The organism is Micromonospora sp. NBRC 110009 (assembly GCF_030518795.1).
Taxonomy (GTDB): Bacteria; Actinomycetota; Actinomycetes; order Mycobacteriales; family Micromonosporaceae; genus Micromonospora.
Genome location: NZ_CP130427.1, coordinates 2951999 through 2968561 on the forward strand (window position 1 = coordinate 2951999; position 16563 = coordinate 2968561).

At 73.9% G+C, this 16563-nt stretch carries 14 protein-coding genes and 1 pseudogene; 11 read left to right on the forward strand and 4 right to left on the reverse strand.

All coding sequences use genetic code 11. The annotated features are described in order from the left end of the window. The first annotated feature begins 39 nt into the window (after positions 1 to 39). Positions 40 to 1053: a LacI family DNA-binding transcriptional regulator gene (locus tag Q2K19_RS14150; RefSeq protein ID WP_302771338.1), complete on the forward strand. Its 1014-nt coding sequence runs from the start codon at positions 40 to 42 to the stop codon at positions 1051 to 1053. Between the two features lie 16 nt (positions 1054 to 1069). Here the strand turns inward: Q2K19_RS14150 and Q2K19_RS14155 are convergent, their stop codons facing one another. From Q2K19_RS14155 to Q2K19_RS14165, 3 genes and pseudogenes are all read right to left on the reverse strand, one after another. Then, positions 1070 to 1795 carry a methyltransferase domain-containing protein gene (locus Q2K19_RS14155; protein ID WP_302771340.1) on the reverse strand — a complete coding sequence of 242 codons (726 nt, stop codon included), beginning with the start codon at positions 1793 to 1795 and terminating at the stop codon, positions 1070 to 1072. A gap of 175 nt (positions 1796 to 1970) precedes the next feature. Beyond that, positions 1971 to 2222: pseudogene (locus tag Q2K19_RS14160) on the reverse strand (hypothetical protein); the annotation flags it as partial. Between the two features lie 38 nt (positions 2223 to 2260). Further along, the gene (locus Q2K19_RS14165) at positions 2261 to 3898 is read right to left on the reverse strand and encodes an ABC-F family ATP-binding cassette domain-containing protein (protein WP_302771343.1); all 1638 of its coding nucleotides are present in this window, start codon (positions 3896 to 3898) and stop codon (positions 2261 to 2263) included. A gap of 89 nt (positions 3899 to 3987) precedes the next feature. On the opposite strand from Q2K19_RS14165, the gene Q2K19_RS14170 reads away from it, so the two are divergent. From Q2K19_RS14170 to Q2K19_RS14185, 4 genes are all read left to right on the forward strand, one after another. Continuing rightward, positions 3988 to 4758, forward strand: a complete 771-nt coding sequence (locus Q2K19_RS14170) for an ROK family protein (protein WP_302771344.1) — start codon at positions 3988 to 3990, stop codon at positions 4756 to 4758. Positions 4759 to 4850: 92 nt separating this feature from the next. After that, entirely contained in the window at positions 4851 to 5216 is a 366-nt protein-coding gene (locus Q2K19_RS14175) for a tetratricopeptide repeat protein (protein ID WP_302771346.1), read from the forward strand. A gap of 61 nt (positions 5217 to 5277) precedes the next feature. Continuing rightward, positions 5278 to 5532 (forward strand): Smr/MutS family protein, encoded by a 255-nt coding sequence (locus Q2K19_RS14180; RefSeq protein ID WP_123240206.1) that lies wholly within the window; start codon positions 5278 to 5280, stop codon positions 5530 to 5532. 64 nt (positions 5533 to 5596) lie between these two features. Further along, entirely contained in the window at positions 5597 to 6820 is a 1224-nt protein-coding gene (locus Q2K19_RS14185; RefSeq protein WP_302771350.1) for a low temperature requirement protein A, read from the forward strand. Here Q2K19_RS14185 and Q2K19_RS14190 read toward each other — a convergent pair. Beyond that, entirely contained in the window at positions 6808 to 9186 is a 2379-nt protein-coding gene (locus Q2K19_RS14190; RefSeq protein ID WP_302771352.1) for a M28 family peptidase, read from the reverse strand. The genes Q2K19_RS14185 and Q2K19_RS14190 overlap by 13 nt on opposite strands. A 270-nt stretch (positions 9187 to 9456) precedes the next feature. Between Q2K19_RS14190 and Q2K19_RS14195 the strand changes: the two genes are divergently transcribed. The 6 genes from Q2K19_RS14195 to Q2K19_RS14220 all read left to right on the forward strand — a co-directional run bounded on the left by Q2K19_RS14195 (position 9457) and on the right by Q2K19_RS14220 (position 16531). Beyond that, positions 9457 to 10695 (forward strand): PP2C family protein-serine/threonine phosphatase, encoded by a 1239-nt coding sequence (locus Q2K19_RS14195; RefSeq protein ID WP_446839660.1) that lies wholly within the window; start codon positions 9457 to 9459, stop codon positions 10693 to 10695. Continuing rightward, a complete protein-coding gene (locus tag Q2K19_RS14200) occupies positions 10692 to 12425 on the forward strand; it encodes a sensor histidine kinase (protein ID WP_302771353.1) in 1734 nt (577 codons plus the stop codon). The genes Q2K19_RS14195 and Q2K19_RS14200 overlap by 4 nt, the downstream gene beginning before the upstream one ends. Then, a complete protein-coding gene (locus tag Q2K19_RS14205; RefSeq protein ID WP_302771355.1) occupies positions 12422 to 12874 on the forward strand; it encodes a response regulator in 453 nt (150 codons plus the stop codon). Before Q2K19_RS14200 ends, Q2K19_RS14205 begins: the two co-directional genes overlap by 4 nt. Continuing rightward, a complete protein-coding gene (locus Q2K19_RS14210; RefSeq protein ID WP_302771357.1) occupies positions 12867 to 13676 on the forward strand; it encodes an inositol monophosphatase family protein in 810 nt (269 codons plus the stop codon). Before Q2K19_RS14205 ends, Q2K19_RS14210 begins: the two co-directional genes overlap by 8 nt. A 227-nt stretch (positions 13677 to 13903) precedes the next feature. Beyond that, positions 13904 to 14941: a coiled-coil domain-containing protein gene (locus tag Q2K19_RS14215; RefSeq protein WP_446839659.1), complete on the forward strand. Its 1038-nt coding sequence runs from the start codon at positions 13904 to 13906 to the stop codon at positions 14939 to 14941. A 36-nt stretch (positions 14942 to 14977) separates the two neighbouring features. After that, positions 14978 to 16531 carry a fused MFS/spermidine synthase gene (locus Q2K19_RS14220; protein ID WP_302771358.1) on the forward strand — a complete coding sequence of 518 codons (1554 nt, stop codon included), beginning with the start codon at positions 14978 to 14980 and terminating at the stop codon, positions 16529 to 16531. Positions 16532 to 16563: the final 32 nt, after the last annotated feature.

Here is a 16563-nt window from a genome sequence, read left to right on the forward strand (position 1 = left end):
GGTAGAGTGCGCCCCAGCAGACCCCGGGAAGGAAGCGCAGTGCGGCACAGGCTCAAGGACGTCGCGGAACGGGCCGGCGTGTCGGTGAAGACCGTCTCCAACGTGGTGAACGGCTACCAGCACGTGCGCGCGGACACCCGGGCCCGGGTCGAAGAGGCCATCGCCGAGCTGAACTACCGGCCCAACCTGTCCGCGCGTAACCTGCGCAAGGGCCGCACCGGGGTGATCGCCCTGGCCGTGCCGGAGTTGGACATCCCCTACTTCGCCGAGCTGGCCCGGCACGTGGTGACGGCCGCGGCCGAGCACGGCTGGACGGTCCTGATCGACCAGACCGGCGGCGGCCCGGAACAGGAACGCAAGGCCGCCAGCGGGATCGGCGACCACATGATCGACGGGTTGATCTTCAGCCCGCTGGCCCTCGCCGCCGACGACCTCGCCGGCCTCGACGGCATGCCCATGGTGCTGCTCGGCGAGCGGGTCGACCACGGCCCCGCCGACCACGTGGTGGTCGACAACGTCGCCGCCGCCCGGGAGGTCACCGCCCACCTGCTCGGGCTCGGCCGCCGGCGGATCGCCGCGATCGGCTCGCAGCGCACCCCGGAGGGGGCCAGCGCACGGCTCCGCCTGGCCGGCTACACCGCCGCCCTGGCCGACGCCGGCATCGGCTACGACGAGCGCCTGGTGGCGCCCGCGTCCGCCTGGCACCGCGCGGACGGCGCGGCCGCCATGCGGCACCTGCTCTCCACCGACGTACGCCCCGACGCGGTCTTCTGCTTCAACGACACGCTCGCCCTCGGCGCGCTGCGCGCCCTGCACGAGGCCGGGCTGCGGGTGCCCGAGGACGTCGCCGTGGCCGGGTTCGACGACATCGAGGACGGTCGGTTCTCCATCCCCACGCTGACCACGGTCGCCCCGGACAAGGAGCGCATCGCCCGCCTCGCGGTGGACCTGCTCGCCGCCCGCGTCACCGGCGACCGCACCGCCCCGCCCCGCGAACTCGTGGCCCCGCACCGCCTCGCCCTGCGCGAGTCCGCCCCCACCCTGCCCGGGTGAGCGGGGGCCGGGGGAGTCAGTCGAAGAAGCGGGCCAGGTGGGTGCTGGGCGGGGGTGGGGCGTCCGGTGGCAGCGGGGTGAGATCGGCGAAGACGGAGGCGCCGTCGCAGCCGACGTGCAGCGGGTACCAGCGCGGGGTGCCGGGCGGCCGCTGACCGCAGATGCCCTTGAAGGTCTGCACGTCCAGCAGCCGGACGTGGGTCGGGTCGGCCACCGCGTTCACGTGCCGCCACCAGGGGCTCATCACGTGCAGCACGCCGCCGGGCCGCAGCGCGCGGTGGCACTCGTCGAACAGCGGCAGGAAGTCGATCAGGTGCTCCATGATGTGCACCGCGAAGAAGACGTCCACCGAGTCGTCGGCGAGGGGCAGCGAGCCGGAAAGGTCGGCCACCGCGTTCACCCCGGGCGCCGGGTAGATGTCCAGCCCCAGGTTGCCCGGCCACTGCTTGGTCGCCCCGCAGCCCAGGTCCACCACCACCGGCGCCCGGCCGTCGACCGCCACCCGGCTCCAGACGCCGAGCACCCCGGCGAGACGACCCACCAGGTCCCGGACCAGCCGCAGCTCGGCCGGGTCGGCGACCGCGCCGTCGAGGTGGGCCACCCCCCGGTCGAAGCGCACCTCGACGGTCAGCCCACCCAGCCGGTCGTCGTGCCGGGTCAGGTCGGCCCACGCCTCGGCGAGGAAGCCGTCGATCTCCCGCAGCCGCTCGCCCGAGAGCGCCGATTGCCCCATCGCCACCATGCGCCCACCTCCGGGCGGCCCGATACCCGCATCGTCGCCCGGTATGCCTGCCGCGTCCGACACGCCCGGACGCGGGCCTGTCGCCCCGGCACGGCGGGGCGCCGGGTCAGCCGGCGATCGTGCGGCGGGTGGCGCGGCCGGCGCCGCGCATCCGTTGACGCGGCGGTGGGGCGGCGGACTTCGGCCGCTTGAGGTGGTAGCGGTGCAGCTCGTTGTTGCCCGGGAGGGACGGGTCCTCGCTCATCGCGACCAGCTCCCAGCCCTGGTCACCGGCCCGGTTCAGGTGGGCCAGCGCGGTGTCGCCGTACGGCGTGACGTCGATCATGGAGCCGTCCGGGCCGTACCAGATGAACACGACCTCCCACCCGATGTCGGTGGTGGCCGCCTGGCGGCGACGGACCAGCAGCGCGTACTCCCACTTGAGCATGGGGTCATTGTCACCCCGCGCGACCGGGTCGGCACGGATCAGTCCTCGACGACCCGTCCGGCCGCCACCCGCAGCCGCCGGTTGACGCTCACCGCGTCCAGCATCCGCCGGTCGTGGGTCACCAGCAGCAGCGTGCCGGGGTACGTCGCCAGGGCCGACTCCAGCTGCTCGATGGCCGCCAGGTCCAGGTGGTTGGTCGGCTCGTCCAGCACCAGCAGGTTCACTCCCCGCCCCTGGAGCAGGGCCAGCGCGGCCCGGGTCCGCTCACCCGGGGAGAGGGTCGCCGCCGGCCGCAGCACGTGGTCCGCCCGCAGGCCGAACTTGGCCAGCAGCGTCCGCACGTCGGCCGGCGCCAGCTCCGGTACGGCGGCGCCGAAGGCGTCCACCAGGGGCTGGTCGCCGAGGAACAGGCCCCGGGCCTGGTCGACCTCGCCGACCACCACGCCCGGGCCGAGCGAGGCGTGCCCCTCGTTCAGCGGCAGCCGGCCGAGCAGCGCGGCGAGCAGGGTGCTCTTGCCGGAGCCGTTCGCCCCGGTGATCGCCACCCGGTCGGCCCAGTCGATCTGGAGGTCCACCGGGCCGAGGGTGAAGCCGCCCCGGCGTACGACGGCGCCGCGGAGCGCGGCCACGACAGCGCCGGCGCGGGGCGCGGCGGCGATCTCCATCCGCAGCTCCCACTCCTTGCGGGGCTCCTCGACCACCTCCAGCCGCTCGATCAGCCGCTCGGTCTGCCGGGCCTTCGCCGCCTGCTTCTCCGAGGTCTGCCCCCGGAAGTACTTCACGTGCTTGTCCGGGTCGGTGGCCTTGCGGCGGGCGTTGCGCACGCCCTTCTCCATCCAGGCCCGCTGCGTCCGGGCCCGCGCCTCCAGGTCGGACCGGGTTTCGGCGTACTCCTCGTACTCCTCGCGGGCGTGCCGGCGGGCCACCTCCCGCTCCTCCAGGTACGCCGCGTAGCCGCCGCCGTAGTGCCGCACCTGCTGCTGATGCAGGTCCAGTTCCAGCACCCGGGTCACCGTCCGGGTCAGGAACTCGCGGTCGTGGCTGACCAGCACCGTCCCGGCGCGCAGCCCGGTGACGAACCGTTCCAGCCGGTCCAGCCCGGCCAGGTCCAGGTCGTTGGTGGGCTCGTCGAGCAGGAAGACGTCGTAGCGGCTGAGCAGCAGGGAAGCCAGCCCGGCCCGGGCCGCCTGGCCGCCGGAGAGAGCGGTCGTCGGGTGGTCCAGGTCGACGGTCAGCCCGAGCTCGGCGGCGACCTGCTCGGCGCGCTCGTCCAGGTCCGCGCCGCCCAGGTCGAGCCAGCGCTCCAACGCCCCGGCGTACGCGTCGTCGGCGCCCTCGGCCCCGGCGGTGAGCGCCTCGGTGGCGGCGTCGAGCGCGGCCTGCGCCGCGGCCACCCCGGTGCGTCGGGCCAGGAAGTCGCGGACCGTCTCGCCGGGCCGGCGCTCCGGCTCCTGCGGCAGGTAGCCGACGGTGGCGGTGGGCGGGTTCAAAGCCACCGAGCCCTGCTCCAGCGGCTGCAGCCCGGCGAGCGTACGCAGCAGCGTCGACTTGCCGGCGCCGTTCACCCCGACCAGCCCGATGACGTCCCCGGGGGCGACGACCAGGTCCAGGTCGGCGAAGAGCAGCCGGTCGGCGTGGCCGGCGGTGAGGTCCTTGGCGATCAATGTGGCGCTCATGAGGAGATCGAGCCTACCGAGACGGCGGCCCGGAGCCGATCGGTTAACCGGGCCTCCGGGGGAAACAGAGGTGAGGGACACTCACTCCCGTGGTGACCACTCTGGCGATCGACTGCGGGGGCGGCGGGATCAAGGCCTCCGTGCTGGACGCCGCGGGGACGATGCGGGCCCGCCCGCTGCGCGTTCCCACGCCGTACCCGCTGCCGCCCGCGCTCTTCGTGAAGACCCTGCTGGACCTGGCCGGCCAACTGCCGGCGGCGGACCGGCTCACCGTCGGGATGCCCGGCATGATCCGGCACGGCGTGGTGGTGGCCACCCCGCACTACGTGACCCGCTCCGGCCCGCGTAGCAAGGTCGACCCGGGGCTGGTCGCCGAGTGGTCCGGCTACGACGCGCGGACCGCGCTGGCCGAGGCGTTCGGCGTCCCGGCGCTGGTGCTCAACGACGCCGAGGTGCACGGCGCGGGCGTGGTCGCCGGGACCGGCTGCGAGCTGGTGCTGACCCTCGGCACCGGGCTGGGCAGCGCGCTCTTCGACGGCGGGATGCTCGCCCCGCACCTGGAGCTGTCGCACGCCCCGGTGCGCTGGAACACCACCTACGACACGTACGTCGGGGAGCCGGAACGCCGGCGGCTGGGCGACGCCTTCTGGTCGCGACGGATCCGGCAGGTGGTGGACGGGCTCCGGCCGGTCTTCCGCTGGGACCGGCTCTATCTGGGCGGGGGCAACTCGCGGCTGATCCGGCCGGAACAACTGGCCCGGATGGGCGATGACGTCGTGGTCGTCCCGAACACGGCCGGAATCGTGGGCGGTGTCCGGGCCTGGGAGCTGGTGGGCGACCGGTACGACCCGACCCCCTGAGGCGCAACTTCCACCCGAGGAACACTCGCGGTACGGCTGGTGTTGTGTCAGCGTCGGACAAGAGGGCGGCGCGACACGAGGGGGTGGGTCAAGTGGATCTTCTGGCGGACTACCGGCGGGCGACCATGTACTTCGAAGCGGGCGACCCGACCGGAGCGGCCCGGCTGCTCGAGCCGATCATCGAGGCCGAGCCCGGCAACTCCTCGGTCCGGCAGCTGCTGGCCCGGGCGTACTTCCAGTCGGCCCAGCTCAACCGGGCCGAGGAGCAACTGCGCGAGCTGGTCGACCGGGACCCGAGCGACCACTACGCGCACCACGTGCTGGGTCGGACCCTGGAGCGGCTGAACCGGCCCGCCGACGCGCTGCGGCACCTGCGCATCGCGGCGGCCATGCACTCCACCAACACCGACTACACGGCGGCGCTGCGCCGGGTGGAGGGCAAGGTCGGCGGTCGCTGACGCGGTTCGTGTCGAAGGGCAGCCCGGACGGGCTGCCCTTGGTCGTATCTAGGATGGGCGAGTGAAGCTCAAGCTCGATCTCCACGACATCTACAACAGGGGCTATGAGATCGACCGCGCCCTGCGCGACATCATGAACGAGGCGGTGGCGAAGAAGGCCACCCTGGTGGAGATCATCCCCGGCAAGGGCTCGGGCCAGCTCAAGAAGAAGGTGCTGCGCTTCCTCGACCAGAAGGACGTCAAGCAGCTCTACCACCGGGTCGAGAAGGACTCGAAGAACTTCGGCCGCCTCTTCGTCCACTTCCGCTGGAAGTAGGCGCGGCGCGGCACCGGGCACCGATAATCCTCGGGGGTGCGGCGCCACGGGCGGGAGGCCGGGCATGACGACCGGGGGCAGCGGCGAGCTGGTGCGCCGGCCGAGCGGGTCGACCCGGGCGACCCTGCTGGAGCTGCTCTTCGACGTCGTCTTCGTGGCCGCCCTGGCGTTGATCTCGATGCAGCTCGCCGACCGTGGGTCGTGGCCCGGTATCGCGCCGGTCGTGCTCATGCTGATGGCGGTCTGGTGGACCTGGTCGATCACCTCGACCACCACCGACTTCTACGACCCCGACCAGCGGCCGATCCAGGCGATCCTGATGGTCACCATGCTCGGTGCGGTGGTGACGGCGGCCTCGCTGGCCGCCGACGCCCACCCGCTGGTCTTCGCTGTCGGCTACGTCGTCCCGCACCTCTTCCGGGGCGTGGTGCTGGTGAGCGTGCTGCACCTGCGCCGGCACCAGGCCGAGGAGCGGGCCGCGCGCTTCTTCTTCTGGTTCCTGGTCTCCGGCGTGTTCTGGATCGGTGGGGCGTTGCTGCCGGACGCCGTGCGCTGGACGGTCTGGACCGTCGCCGTGACGATCGACTACGTCTCGGCCGCGGTCCGCTATCCCACGCCCCGGCTCGGTCGGGTCCCGAACATGCAGTACGAGCGGACGACCGCGCATCTGGGTGAGCGGTACCAGCAGTTCGTCATCCTGGCGCTCGGCGACGTCATCCTGGTGCCGACCCTGGAGATCAGCCGCGCCGACTTCACCGGCGCCCGGTCGATCGCCTTCCTGGCCGCCTTCGCCACCATGCTGCTGCTCTGGCAGATCTACGTCCTGGGGGCCGGTGAGATCGCGCGGACGACCGCCCCGCGAGTGCTCCGGCGGGCGACCCGGCTGGCCCCGTACACGCACCTGGCCATGCTGTCCGGCGTGGTCGGCATCGCCGCCGGTTTCGACCTGGTCGTCGAGCGGCCCACCGGCGACACTCCGGCGCGCTGGATCGGGCTGATCCTGGGCGGGCCGGCGCTCTTCCTGCTCGGGCGCACCGTGTTCACCTACCGGATCCTCGGCACGATGCCGTGGCACCGGGTGGTCTGGCTGCTGGTCCTCGTGGCCGCGATGCCGTGGCTGGGCCGCTGGCCCCCGGTGCTGGTCACCGCCTTTGTCGTGCTGGTGCTGGCCGGGGTGGTGGTCGGCGATGCGATGCGCGGGCGGTCGACCGGCCCCAGGTCGCGGAGCCGGAGCGGTGCCGGTGGCCCCCGGGACCACCCGGGGGCCACCGCCGGTCAGAGCGGGTAGGTCCGGGCCACCGCCAGCATCTCCGAGCTGTGCGAGCCGACCACCCCGACGTCGGTGGGCCGCGCCCGGAACCCGGGCAGGCCGGTCAGCCCGTCGCTGGCGTCCATGGCGCGCAGGTTCACCTGTCCGGCCTTCGGCACCAGGGTCAGGGTCACCTCGACGCCCTCCGGTGGCGGGGCATGGAAGACGATCCCGAAGCCCCACCGGCCGTCGCGGGCCTTGACCGGCACGTCCCGCCCGGCCACCGTCGCCGAGCGAACGGTGGCGGTGGTCGTGTCCACGTGCAGGGAGAGCAGCCGGACCGGCCGCTGCGGCACCACCCGCAGCCGCAGCACCCGCTGGTCGCCGGTGCGGGTGTCGGAGAGCGTCTCCAGCTTCGGGGCCGGCAGGTTGGCCGCTGCGGCCGGGCCGGCCCGCAGTTCGCCGTCGCCGAGGCCGGGGAACTCGTCGGCGACGTCGACCGGCTTGTCGACGTAGCCGTCGGTCCAGGGCTGCGGGGCGTCCTCGTGGCTGAGCCACCGGGCCTGCCCGGTGCCGGCGTCGAGCGCGTACATCAGGTGGGTCGGCACCGGGTGCGCGGCGTCGAAGCGGTCCACGGCCAGGCCGACCCCGGCGAGCACCAGGGCGGCGAGCGCGGCGGCGCCGGCCGGCAGCGCGCCCAGCCGGCGGGCCCGCAGCGCCCCCAGGCCGCGCTGGCCGCCGGCCTGCGGGTGCAGCAGGTCGACCACCGGCAGCGCGGCCAGGCCGAGCAGCACCGCGAAGAGCGCGGCCACGCCGCCCATGGCCATGCCGAGCGCGGGGAAGAGCAGCACCACGGTCGGCAGCAGGATCACCACGGCCACCGCGGCGGCCAGGGTCACCGCCACCACCGGCCAGGGGCCGTCCCGCCGGGTGGCCAGGGCCAGCAGGCCGGCGAGCGCGCCGGCCAGGGCGGGCAGCGTGGCCAGGTACGCCCCGCCGGGCACCAGCACGGCGAGCAGCACCCCGAACAGGGCCAGCCAGAGCAGCCCGCCGAAGGCCAGCGCGGCCGGGCCGGCCCAGCGGCGGGTCAGCGCGTACCAGGTGGACACGACGGCGGCGGCCAGCGCCACCACGGCCAGCCGGTACCAGACCGGCCGGTACGGGTCGAGCAGCTCGGCGTACCCCGGTCGGATGGTGGTGATCGCGGCCCAGAGCAGCCACGCGGCCAGCGGGGCGGCGACGATCGGGATCAGGGCCAGCCCGACGCCGGCGGCGAGCCGGCCGGCGCCGGCGCGGCCGCGCCGGCGCAGCAGCCAGCCGAGCACCCCGACCGCGACCAGGGCGGCGAGCGCCAGCGGCAGGGTCAGCCAGCCGGGGTAGCGGATCAGGCCGCCCGGCACCGGGAAGTAGGTGGCGTCGTGGTCGGCGCGCAGCTCCCGCAGGTCGGTCCGGCCGAACTCGCGGGCCACGCCGAGCGCGTTGTCGCCGTGCATCTGCAGGCTGCCCCGGTCCATCGCGGCCGGGGTGTCCAGCGGCGTGTGGTAGACCGCGCCCCCGTCGATGTACGCCGAGTTCAGTCCGACGAAGTCGTGGTCCAGGAACGCGGTGAAGTCGGTGTCGTTGGGCAGCGCCCGGTAGATCTCCACGGCGAACGAGGTGCCCACCGGGTGCGGTGCCGCCCGGCCGAAGACGTCCACCAGCTTCGCGTTGTTCCGGGACGTCTCGAACATGATCACCGGGCCGGTGGAGCCGCGCGCCTCCAGGTTGAGCACCACGCCGCCGTCGGCGGCCAGCGGATGGCTGGCCGCGAACCCGGACGCCCCGCAGAGGCAGGCCTCCTCCGCGTCGGTGAGCACGAAGACGATGTCGTTGCGGGGGCGCGGGCCGGCGGTCAGCGCCCGGGCCACCTCGAGGATGCTGGACGTGCCGGCGGCGTCGTCGTTGCCGCCCGGCCCGGACTGCACCGAGTCGTAGTGGGCCACCAGGAAGACCCGGCCGGTCGGGTCGGTGCCGGGCAGCCGGGCCACCACGTTGCGGACCCGGGCCAGCGTGGCCCCGCCGGCCGCCCCGCTGAGCTGCCCCGCCTCGGGGGCGACCGTGTCCTGCACCTCGGTCTCCAGGCCCAGCCCGCGCAGCACGCCCACGACGTGCTCCCGGACCTGGTCGTTGGCGGCGCTACCGGCCACGTGCGGCCGCGCGGCGATGACCTTGACGTTCTGGTAGGCCCGCGCGGCGCTGAACTCGCTCGCCGGCGCGTCGGCCGGGCGTGGCGCCGGGGTGGCCAGGTCGACCAGGACGCCCGCGCCGACGGCGAGCAGCGCGACGAGCGCCGCGACCGCGGCGAGCGGTCGCCGGCGGGGCCGGGCCAGCGCCCGGTCGGCGGGGCGGGTGGGGGGTACGCCCACGGGAACTCCTCGGGGATGGGTCGGGGTGGGGATCATCCTGCACCCCGGCGACCTGCGACGGCACTCCCCGGCCGGTCGGCGCGCTCCGTGCCCGACCCGGGTCGCGGCGTAACATCATTGGTCTGCCCGGACGCTTCCCGCTGGGTGGGCCGTGCCCGCCCCGCCCGCGCCGACTTCCGTCGTGTTGTGTGCGACCGTTGTCTGATACAGGATCAGCAGGGCACTCGGAAGGAGCCCGACATCACCAGCGAACTCCCGCGTCTCGCGGCGGTGACCCGGCCGCACCGGGGGCCCGGCCTGCCCGGGTCCGCCGTCGTGCCGCAGGCCGGCGTCGGGCGCCACGCCAGCCTGCCGCCGGGTGAGCGGCTGCGGGTCCTGCTGGTCGAGGACGACGAGGGCGACGCCTTCCTGGTCGGCGAGCTGCTCGCCGAGACCAATTCCATGATCGACCTGCTGGTCGCCACCAGCCTCAGCGAGGCCCGGCAGCGGGTGATGGGGGTCGACTGCGTCCTGCTCGACCTCGGCCTGCCCGACGCGCAGGGGCTGGACGGGCTGCGCCGGGTGCTGGAGATGGCGAGCGGCGCCGCGGTCTGCGTGCTCACCGGCCGCTCCGACGAGCACCTCGGCATCGTCGCGGTCGCCGAGGGCGCCCAGGACTACCTGGTCAAGGGCCAGGTCGACGGGGTGCTGCTGACCCGGGCCCTGCGCTACGCCGTGGAGCGCAAGCGGGCCGACGAGAACGCCCGCCGGCTGCGCGAGGTGGAGCTGCGCCAGGCCGAGTCCGCCCGCCTGGAGCGGGGCCTGCTGCCGCAGCCGTTGATGACCACCGACCAGGTCTCGGTGCACACCTTCTACCGCCCCGGCCGGCACGCCGCGCTGATCGGCGGCGACTTCTACGACGTGGTGCAGACCCGGCCGGACCGGATCGAGATGATCATCGGGGACGTCTGCGGCCACGGCGTCGACGAGGCCGCCCTCGGCGTCGAGCTCCGGGTGGCCTGGCGGGCCCTGATCCTCGCCGGCGTGCCGGACGAGGAGGTGCTCCCCGCCCTGGAGCAGGTGCTGATGAGCGAGCGCCGGCTCCAGGAGATCTTCGCCACGGTCGCCACCATCCGGCTCGACCTGGCGGCCAACCGCGCCACGGTGAGACTCGCCGGCCATCCGCCGCCGCTGCTGCTCAGCGGGGGCAAGGTCACCCCGGTGCCGGCCCGGGGCGGCCTGCTGCTCGGCGTACGACCGCGCCGGCCCGTGGCCTTCGACCTGGAGTTCGACACCGATGACTGGTCCCTGCTGATGTACACCGACGGCCTCATCGAGGGTCGGGTGGGCGCCGGAGACGATCGGCTGGACGTGTCCGGGCTCACCGACCTGCTCGCCGACCCCGCCAACCGGGCGGTGCCCCTGGCCGAACTGCCCGCGTGGCTGGTCGGCCGGGCCGAGCAGCTCAACGGCGGCCCGCTCGCCGACGACGTGGCCATGCTGCTGATCACCCGGGGCGGTGGCCGGTGAAGGCCTACCAGCAGGGCTGGACCCTGCGCCGTCGGGTCATCGCGCTGCTCAGCGTGGTGTTGGTGCTGCTGCTCGGGCTGGCCGCCGCGGAGGCGGCCGTGGCGGCGCAGAACCGGCAGAACATCGACGCGGTGCTGATCAAGACCGGTCCGCTCCGGGTCCAGGCGCAGCAACTGATGAGCGCGCTGCTCGACCAGGAGACCGCCGTCCGCGGCTACGCGGTGAACGCCGACCGCAACGACCTGGGCCCGTACCAGGACGGGGTGAAGCGGGAGCGGGACACCGTCGCCTCGATGGAGGCGCTGGCCGCCGACTACCCGGACGTGCGGCGTGCGCTGACGGTCGTCGAGCAGCGGGCAGAGCAGTGGCGGGCGAACGTCGCCGAGCCGGTGATCACCACCACTGAGCGCTCCGGGCCGGCCGCCGGCCGGGCGCTGATCACCGACCAGACCCGGCAGCAGTTCGACGGCATCCGGAGCGCGGTGGATGGCCTCCAGAACGAGATCCTCGTCGTCCGGCAGCAGACCGCGGACGAGGTGAGCACCACCAGCAATGTGCTGGTGGTGCTGCTGATCATCGCGGCCCTGGTGGTCGCGGTGGCCGGCGCGGTGATGCTCCTCTCGCTGGACCGGATCCTGATCCGGCCGCTGGCCGGGCTGGTCGGCCAGGTGCGGGAGGTCGCCGCCGGCGACTACCGGCACCACATCGAGGGCTCCGGCCCGCCGGAGTTCCGCCGGCTCGCCGACGACATCGACGTCATGCGGCAGAAGATCGCCCGGGAGCTGGACGAGGTCCGCGAGGCCCGGGAGCGGATCGAGTGGGTCAACAGCCAGCTCCAGAAGCAGGCCGAGGAGCTCACCCGGTCCAACCGTGACCTGGAGCAGTTCGCCTATGTCGCCTCGCACGACCTGCAGGAGCCGCTGCGCAAGGTGGCCAGCTTCTGCCAGCTCCTCCAGCGGCGCTACGCGGGCCAGCTCGACGAGCGGGCCGACCAGTACATCGCGTTCGCCGTGGACGGCGCGCAGCGGATGCAACGCCTGATCAACGACCTGCTCGCGTTTTCCCGGATCGGTCGGCTCACCACCGGCTTCACCGAGGTCGACCTGAACAAGGTGATGGGCGACGTGGCGGCCCAGACCGAGGCCGCCCGCCAGTACGCCGACGCCGAACTCACCTGGGACGAGCTGCCGGTGATCCGCGGCGAGGAGCCGCTGCTCACCAACCTGCTGGCCAACCTGGTCAGCAACTCGATCAAGTTCCGCCGCCCGGACGTGCCGCCGAAGGTGCACGTGTCGGCCCGGCTGGTCGACGACGAGTGGGAGTTCACCTGCCAGGACAACGGCATCGGGATCGAGCCGGAGTTCGCCGACAAGATCTTCGTGATCTTCCAGCGGCTGCACTCCAAGGACGCGTACCCGGGCACCGGGATCGGCCTGGCGATCGTCAAGAAGATCGTGGAATACCACGGCGGCCGGGTCTGGGTGGACACCGACACCGAGGAGGGCACCGCGATCCGGTTCGCCCTCCCCGCGCTGCCCGAGGACGTCGAGGCGGCGCGGGCGGCGGCCGGTGAGGAGTCGACCGGGGAGCCGGAGTCGACCGCCGACGGTGCGGATGGCACCCTGACGGCGGCGCCCGTCGGCCGGCAGGCGGACGGCGCGGAAGGCGGGGACACGCCGGCCGAGGCGGCCGGGGGGACAACGGGTGGCATGAGGGAGACGGTGGGATGACCGCACCGGCGGACGGCAAGAGCCCGATCGAGGTGCTGCTGGTCGAGGACGACCCGGGCGACGTGCTGATGACCCAGGAGGCGTTCGAGGAGCACAAGCTCCGCAACCGCCTCACGGTCGTCTCCGACGGCGCCGAGGCTCTCGCCTACCTGCGGCGCGAGGGCCAGTACGGGGACGCGGTGACCCCCGACCTGATCCTGCTCGACCTGAACCTGCCCCGCCGGGACGGCCGGGAGGTGCTGGAGGAGATCAAGCAGGACGAGCAGCTCTGCCGGATTCCGGTCGTGGTGCTCACCACCTCCCAGGCCGACGAGGACATCCTGCGCAGCTACCAGCTGCACGCCAACGCCTACGTGACCAAGCCGGTAGACTTCGAGCGCTTCATCGCGGTGGTCCGCCAGATCGACGAGTTCTTCGTCAGCGTGGTCAAGCTGCCCCCGCGTGGCTGACCGGCTGCTGGACGACGTCGGCGCGCTGCTGCGGGAGGCCGCGGCCGAGATCGTGGTGCCGATGTTCCGACGGCTCGACGACGCGGACATCTCGGAGAAGGCACCCGGCGAGGTGGTCACCGTCGCCGACCGACAGGCCGAGGCGTTCATCTCCGAGCGGCTGCGGCGGCTGCGCCCCGGCTCGGTGGTGGTCGGCGAGGAATCCGTCGCCGAGGATCCGGGCCTGCTGCGGCACCTGCGCGGCACCGGTGACGTCTGGCTGGTCGACCCGGTTGACGGCACCTCCAACTTCGCCGCGGGCCGGCGCCCGTTCGCCCTGATGGTGGCGCTGCTGACCGACGGTGTGCCGGCCGCCTCCTGGGTCTACGACCCCTTGGACGGGACGATGGCCGTGGGCCGCGCCGGCGCCGGGACCCGGCTGGACGGCGCACCGGTACCCGCCACCCGCGCGCTGCCGGAGCTGGGCGCGCTGCGCGGCACCGCGATGACCCGGTTCCTCCCGCCGGACGCCCGGCGGACCGCCGAGGAGGGCGGCGCGCGCATCGGCGAGCTGCTGCCCGGCCAGCACTGCGCCGGCCGGGAGTACCTGGACGTGCTCACCGGAGCCCAGCAGTTCGTTCTCTTCTGGCGCACCCTGCCCTGGGACCATGCCCCCGGCACGCTGCTGGTCCGTGAGGCCGGCGGGGTGGCCCGGCGCTTCGACGGCACCGACTACCGCCCGGGCGACGACGGCCGGGGCCTGCTGGTGGCGGCCAGCGGCGAGATCTGGGACGAGGTCCGGTCGGCGCTGCTCGACGGCTGAGGCGGCTCTCCCCGGGGCCCGCGACGGCCATGATCGTCACGCCGGAGCGACCGCGTCGGCACACTGCGTCGACATTCGGCGACGTCCGAGGTCGGGGGCCCGGTCCGACGGGCGTGGTCCGGTATCGTGACCGGCGGTTTCGCCAGCAGGCCGCCGTCCGGGGCCGGCGGAACCGCCGCCGCGCAGAGTTCGTCCGGGGGGCCGGCGGTCGACGGAAGGACGCCTTCGTGCCCAGGACCAGGCTGATCCGGCGGCGAGCCCGCCGGCCGTTGCTCGCCCTGCTCACCGCGACGGCCCTGCTGCTCGGCGCGGGTCTCGCCCCGGCCGCGCCGGCGGCCGCCGCGCCCAGCCCGAGCGCGCCCGACGAGGGTGGCAGCAAGCAGCTCCGGGCGGCTCTCGAAGCGGCGGCGAAGGGGCACATCGAAGCCAAGGCCCGCCTCGACAACTCCAAGCGCCGGCAGGTGGCGCTGACCGCGCAGCTCAAGCAGCTCGAGGTACGCCTGGTCGAGCTGACCGCGCAGGTGGGCGAGGTGGCCGCGCAGTCGTACCGGGTGGGTCGGCTGACCCCGGTGTCGATGCTGCTGGCCAGCTCCGACCCGAACGCCTTCCTCAAGCGGGCCGCCGAGCTGGACGTGATGGCCCAGCGGGACAGCAAGCGGCTGCACGACCTGAGCGAGGCGAAGGCCGAGGCGGCCCGGGCCAAGCTGGCCCTCGACGGCGAGGTCCGCGAGCAGCAGAAGCAGCTCGCCATCCTGGCGAAGAAGAAGCGGGACGCCGAGGTCGCGCTGGCGAAGGTGAGTTCCGGCAGCGGCTCCGGCTTCGGCGGTGGCTCCGCCTCGGCCAGGCCGGCCCCGCGCAACCCGGACGGTTCCTGGCCGTCGGAGTCCTGCTCGGTAAACGACCCGACCACCTCCGGCTGCATCACGCCGCGCACCCTGCACATGCTCGAGCAGGCCAAGGCGGCCGGCTACAAGCGCTACGTGTCCTGCTACCGCAGTGGCGGCGACGGCGAGCACCCCAAGGGGCGGGCCTGCGACTTCGCCGCCGCCAGCGGCGGCTTCGAGAACGTCTCGGCCACCGGCGGGGACAAGGCGTACGGCGACAGCCTGGCCAGCTGGGCCAAGAACAACGCCAACCGCCTCGGCATCATGTACGTCATCTGGTATCGGCAGATCTGGATGCCGAACACCGGCTGGCGGGCGTACAGCGGGGGCGGCAGCCCCGCCGCCGACCACACAAACCATGTTCACATCTCGATGTACTGAGCCGGGTGCCCGGGAACGCTGCGTACCATCGCGACGGTGAGCAGCACATCGTCCGACGTCACGGTGGAGTCCGCGCCCGCCGCGCCGACCCCGCCACGGGCCCTGCCGAACGGGCTCGCCGCGTTCCTGGTCTTCCTCTCCAGCGGGGCAGTGCTGGTGCTGGAGACCGTCTCGCTCCGCCTGGTCGGCCCGTACGTCGGGGTGACCCTCCAGGTGACCAGCTCGGTCATCGGCATGGCGTTGGGCGCCATCGCGTACGGGGCGTGGATGGGCGGGTGGCTGGCCGACCGGCGGGACCCGCGCACCCTGCTCGCCCCGGCCCTGGTGCTGGCCGGCATCGCCACCGCGGTCACCCTCCCCGTCGTCCGGTACGCCGGTGAGGTGCTGCGCGGCGGCGCGGCGAGCGGGATCCTCCTGCTGACCGCGCTGGCCGTGCTGGTGCCCGCGGGGCTGCTCGCCGCGGTGACCCCGCTGGTGGTGAAGCTCCAGCTCGCGGACCTGCGCCGGACCGGCCAGGTGGTCGGGCGGCTCTCCGGCATCGGCACCCTCGGCGGGATCACCGCCACCCTGGTCACCGGTTTCGTGCTGGTGGCCGCGCTGCCCAGCACGGTGATCGTGCTCGGGCTGGGCGCCGTGCTCGGGGTGACCGGGCTGGTGCTCGGGGCGTACCTGCGCCGGGGGGCGGGGGCCGGGCTGCCCGGTCCGGGCCGGGCGAAGGCGGCCCTGGCGGTGCTCGGCCTGGCCGGGGCCGGCCTCTCCGCGGTCGCCCCGAATCCGTGCGACGTCGAGACGGCCTACCACTGCGCGCGCATCGAGGTGGACGAGCAGTGGACGCAGGGGCGGACGCTCTTCCTCAACTCCGCCGAGCACTCGTACGTCGACCTGGCCGAGCCGACCCGCCTGAAGTACGCGTACACCCAGTGGATCGGCCTGGTGGCCGACGAGGCCGCGCCGAAGGGGCAGCGGCTGGACGCCCTGCACCTCGGCGGTGGTGGCTTCACCATTCCGCGCTACCTCGCCGCCACCCGACCCGGCACCGACAGCCTGGTCTTCGAGATCGACGGCGAGCTGGTCGAGCTGGACCGGCGGGAGCTGGGCGTGCGGACCGGCCCGGAGCTGACGGCGAAGATCGGCGATGCGCGGGTGCTGCTCGGCGCCGAGCCGACGGACAGCCGGGACTTCATCGTCGGCGACGCCTTCGGCCATCTGGTCGTGCCGTGGCACCTGGCGACCCGGGAGATGGCCGCCGACATCCGGCGGGTGCTCCGCCCGGGCGGCAGCTACGTGCAGAACGTCATCGACTACCCGCCGGGCAGGTTCATCCGGGCCGAGCTGGCCACCGTCGCGGCCGAGTTCCGCAACGTCGCGCTGATCGCCCCGCCGGGGGCGATCGCCGGCCGGTCCGGCGCCAACTTCCTCATCGTCGGCTCGGACGCGCCGCTGCCGCTGGCCCGGCTGACCGACGGGCTGCGCGGCCTGCCGGAGCAGGCGGTGCTGCTGCAGGGCGACGAGCTGGCCGCGTTCGTCGGGGACGCCATGGTGCTGACCGACGATTACGCCCCGGTGGACCAGCTCCTCGCGACCGCCTAACGGGTGACTTTTCTGACCGATTCCGACCCATC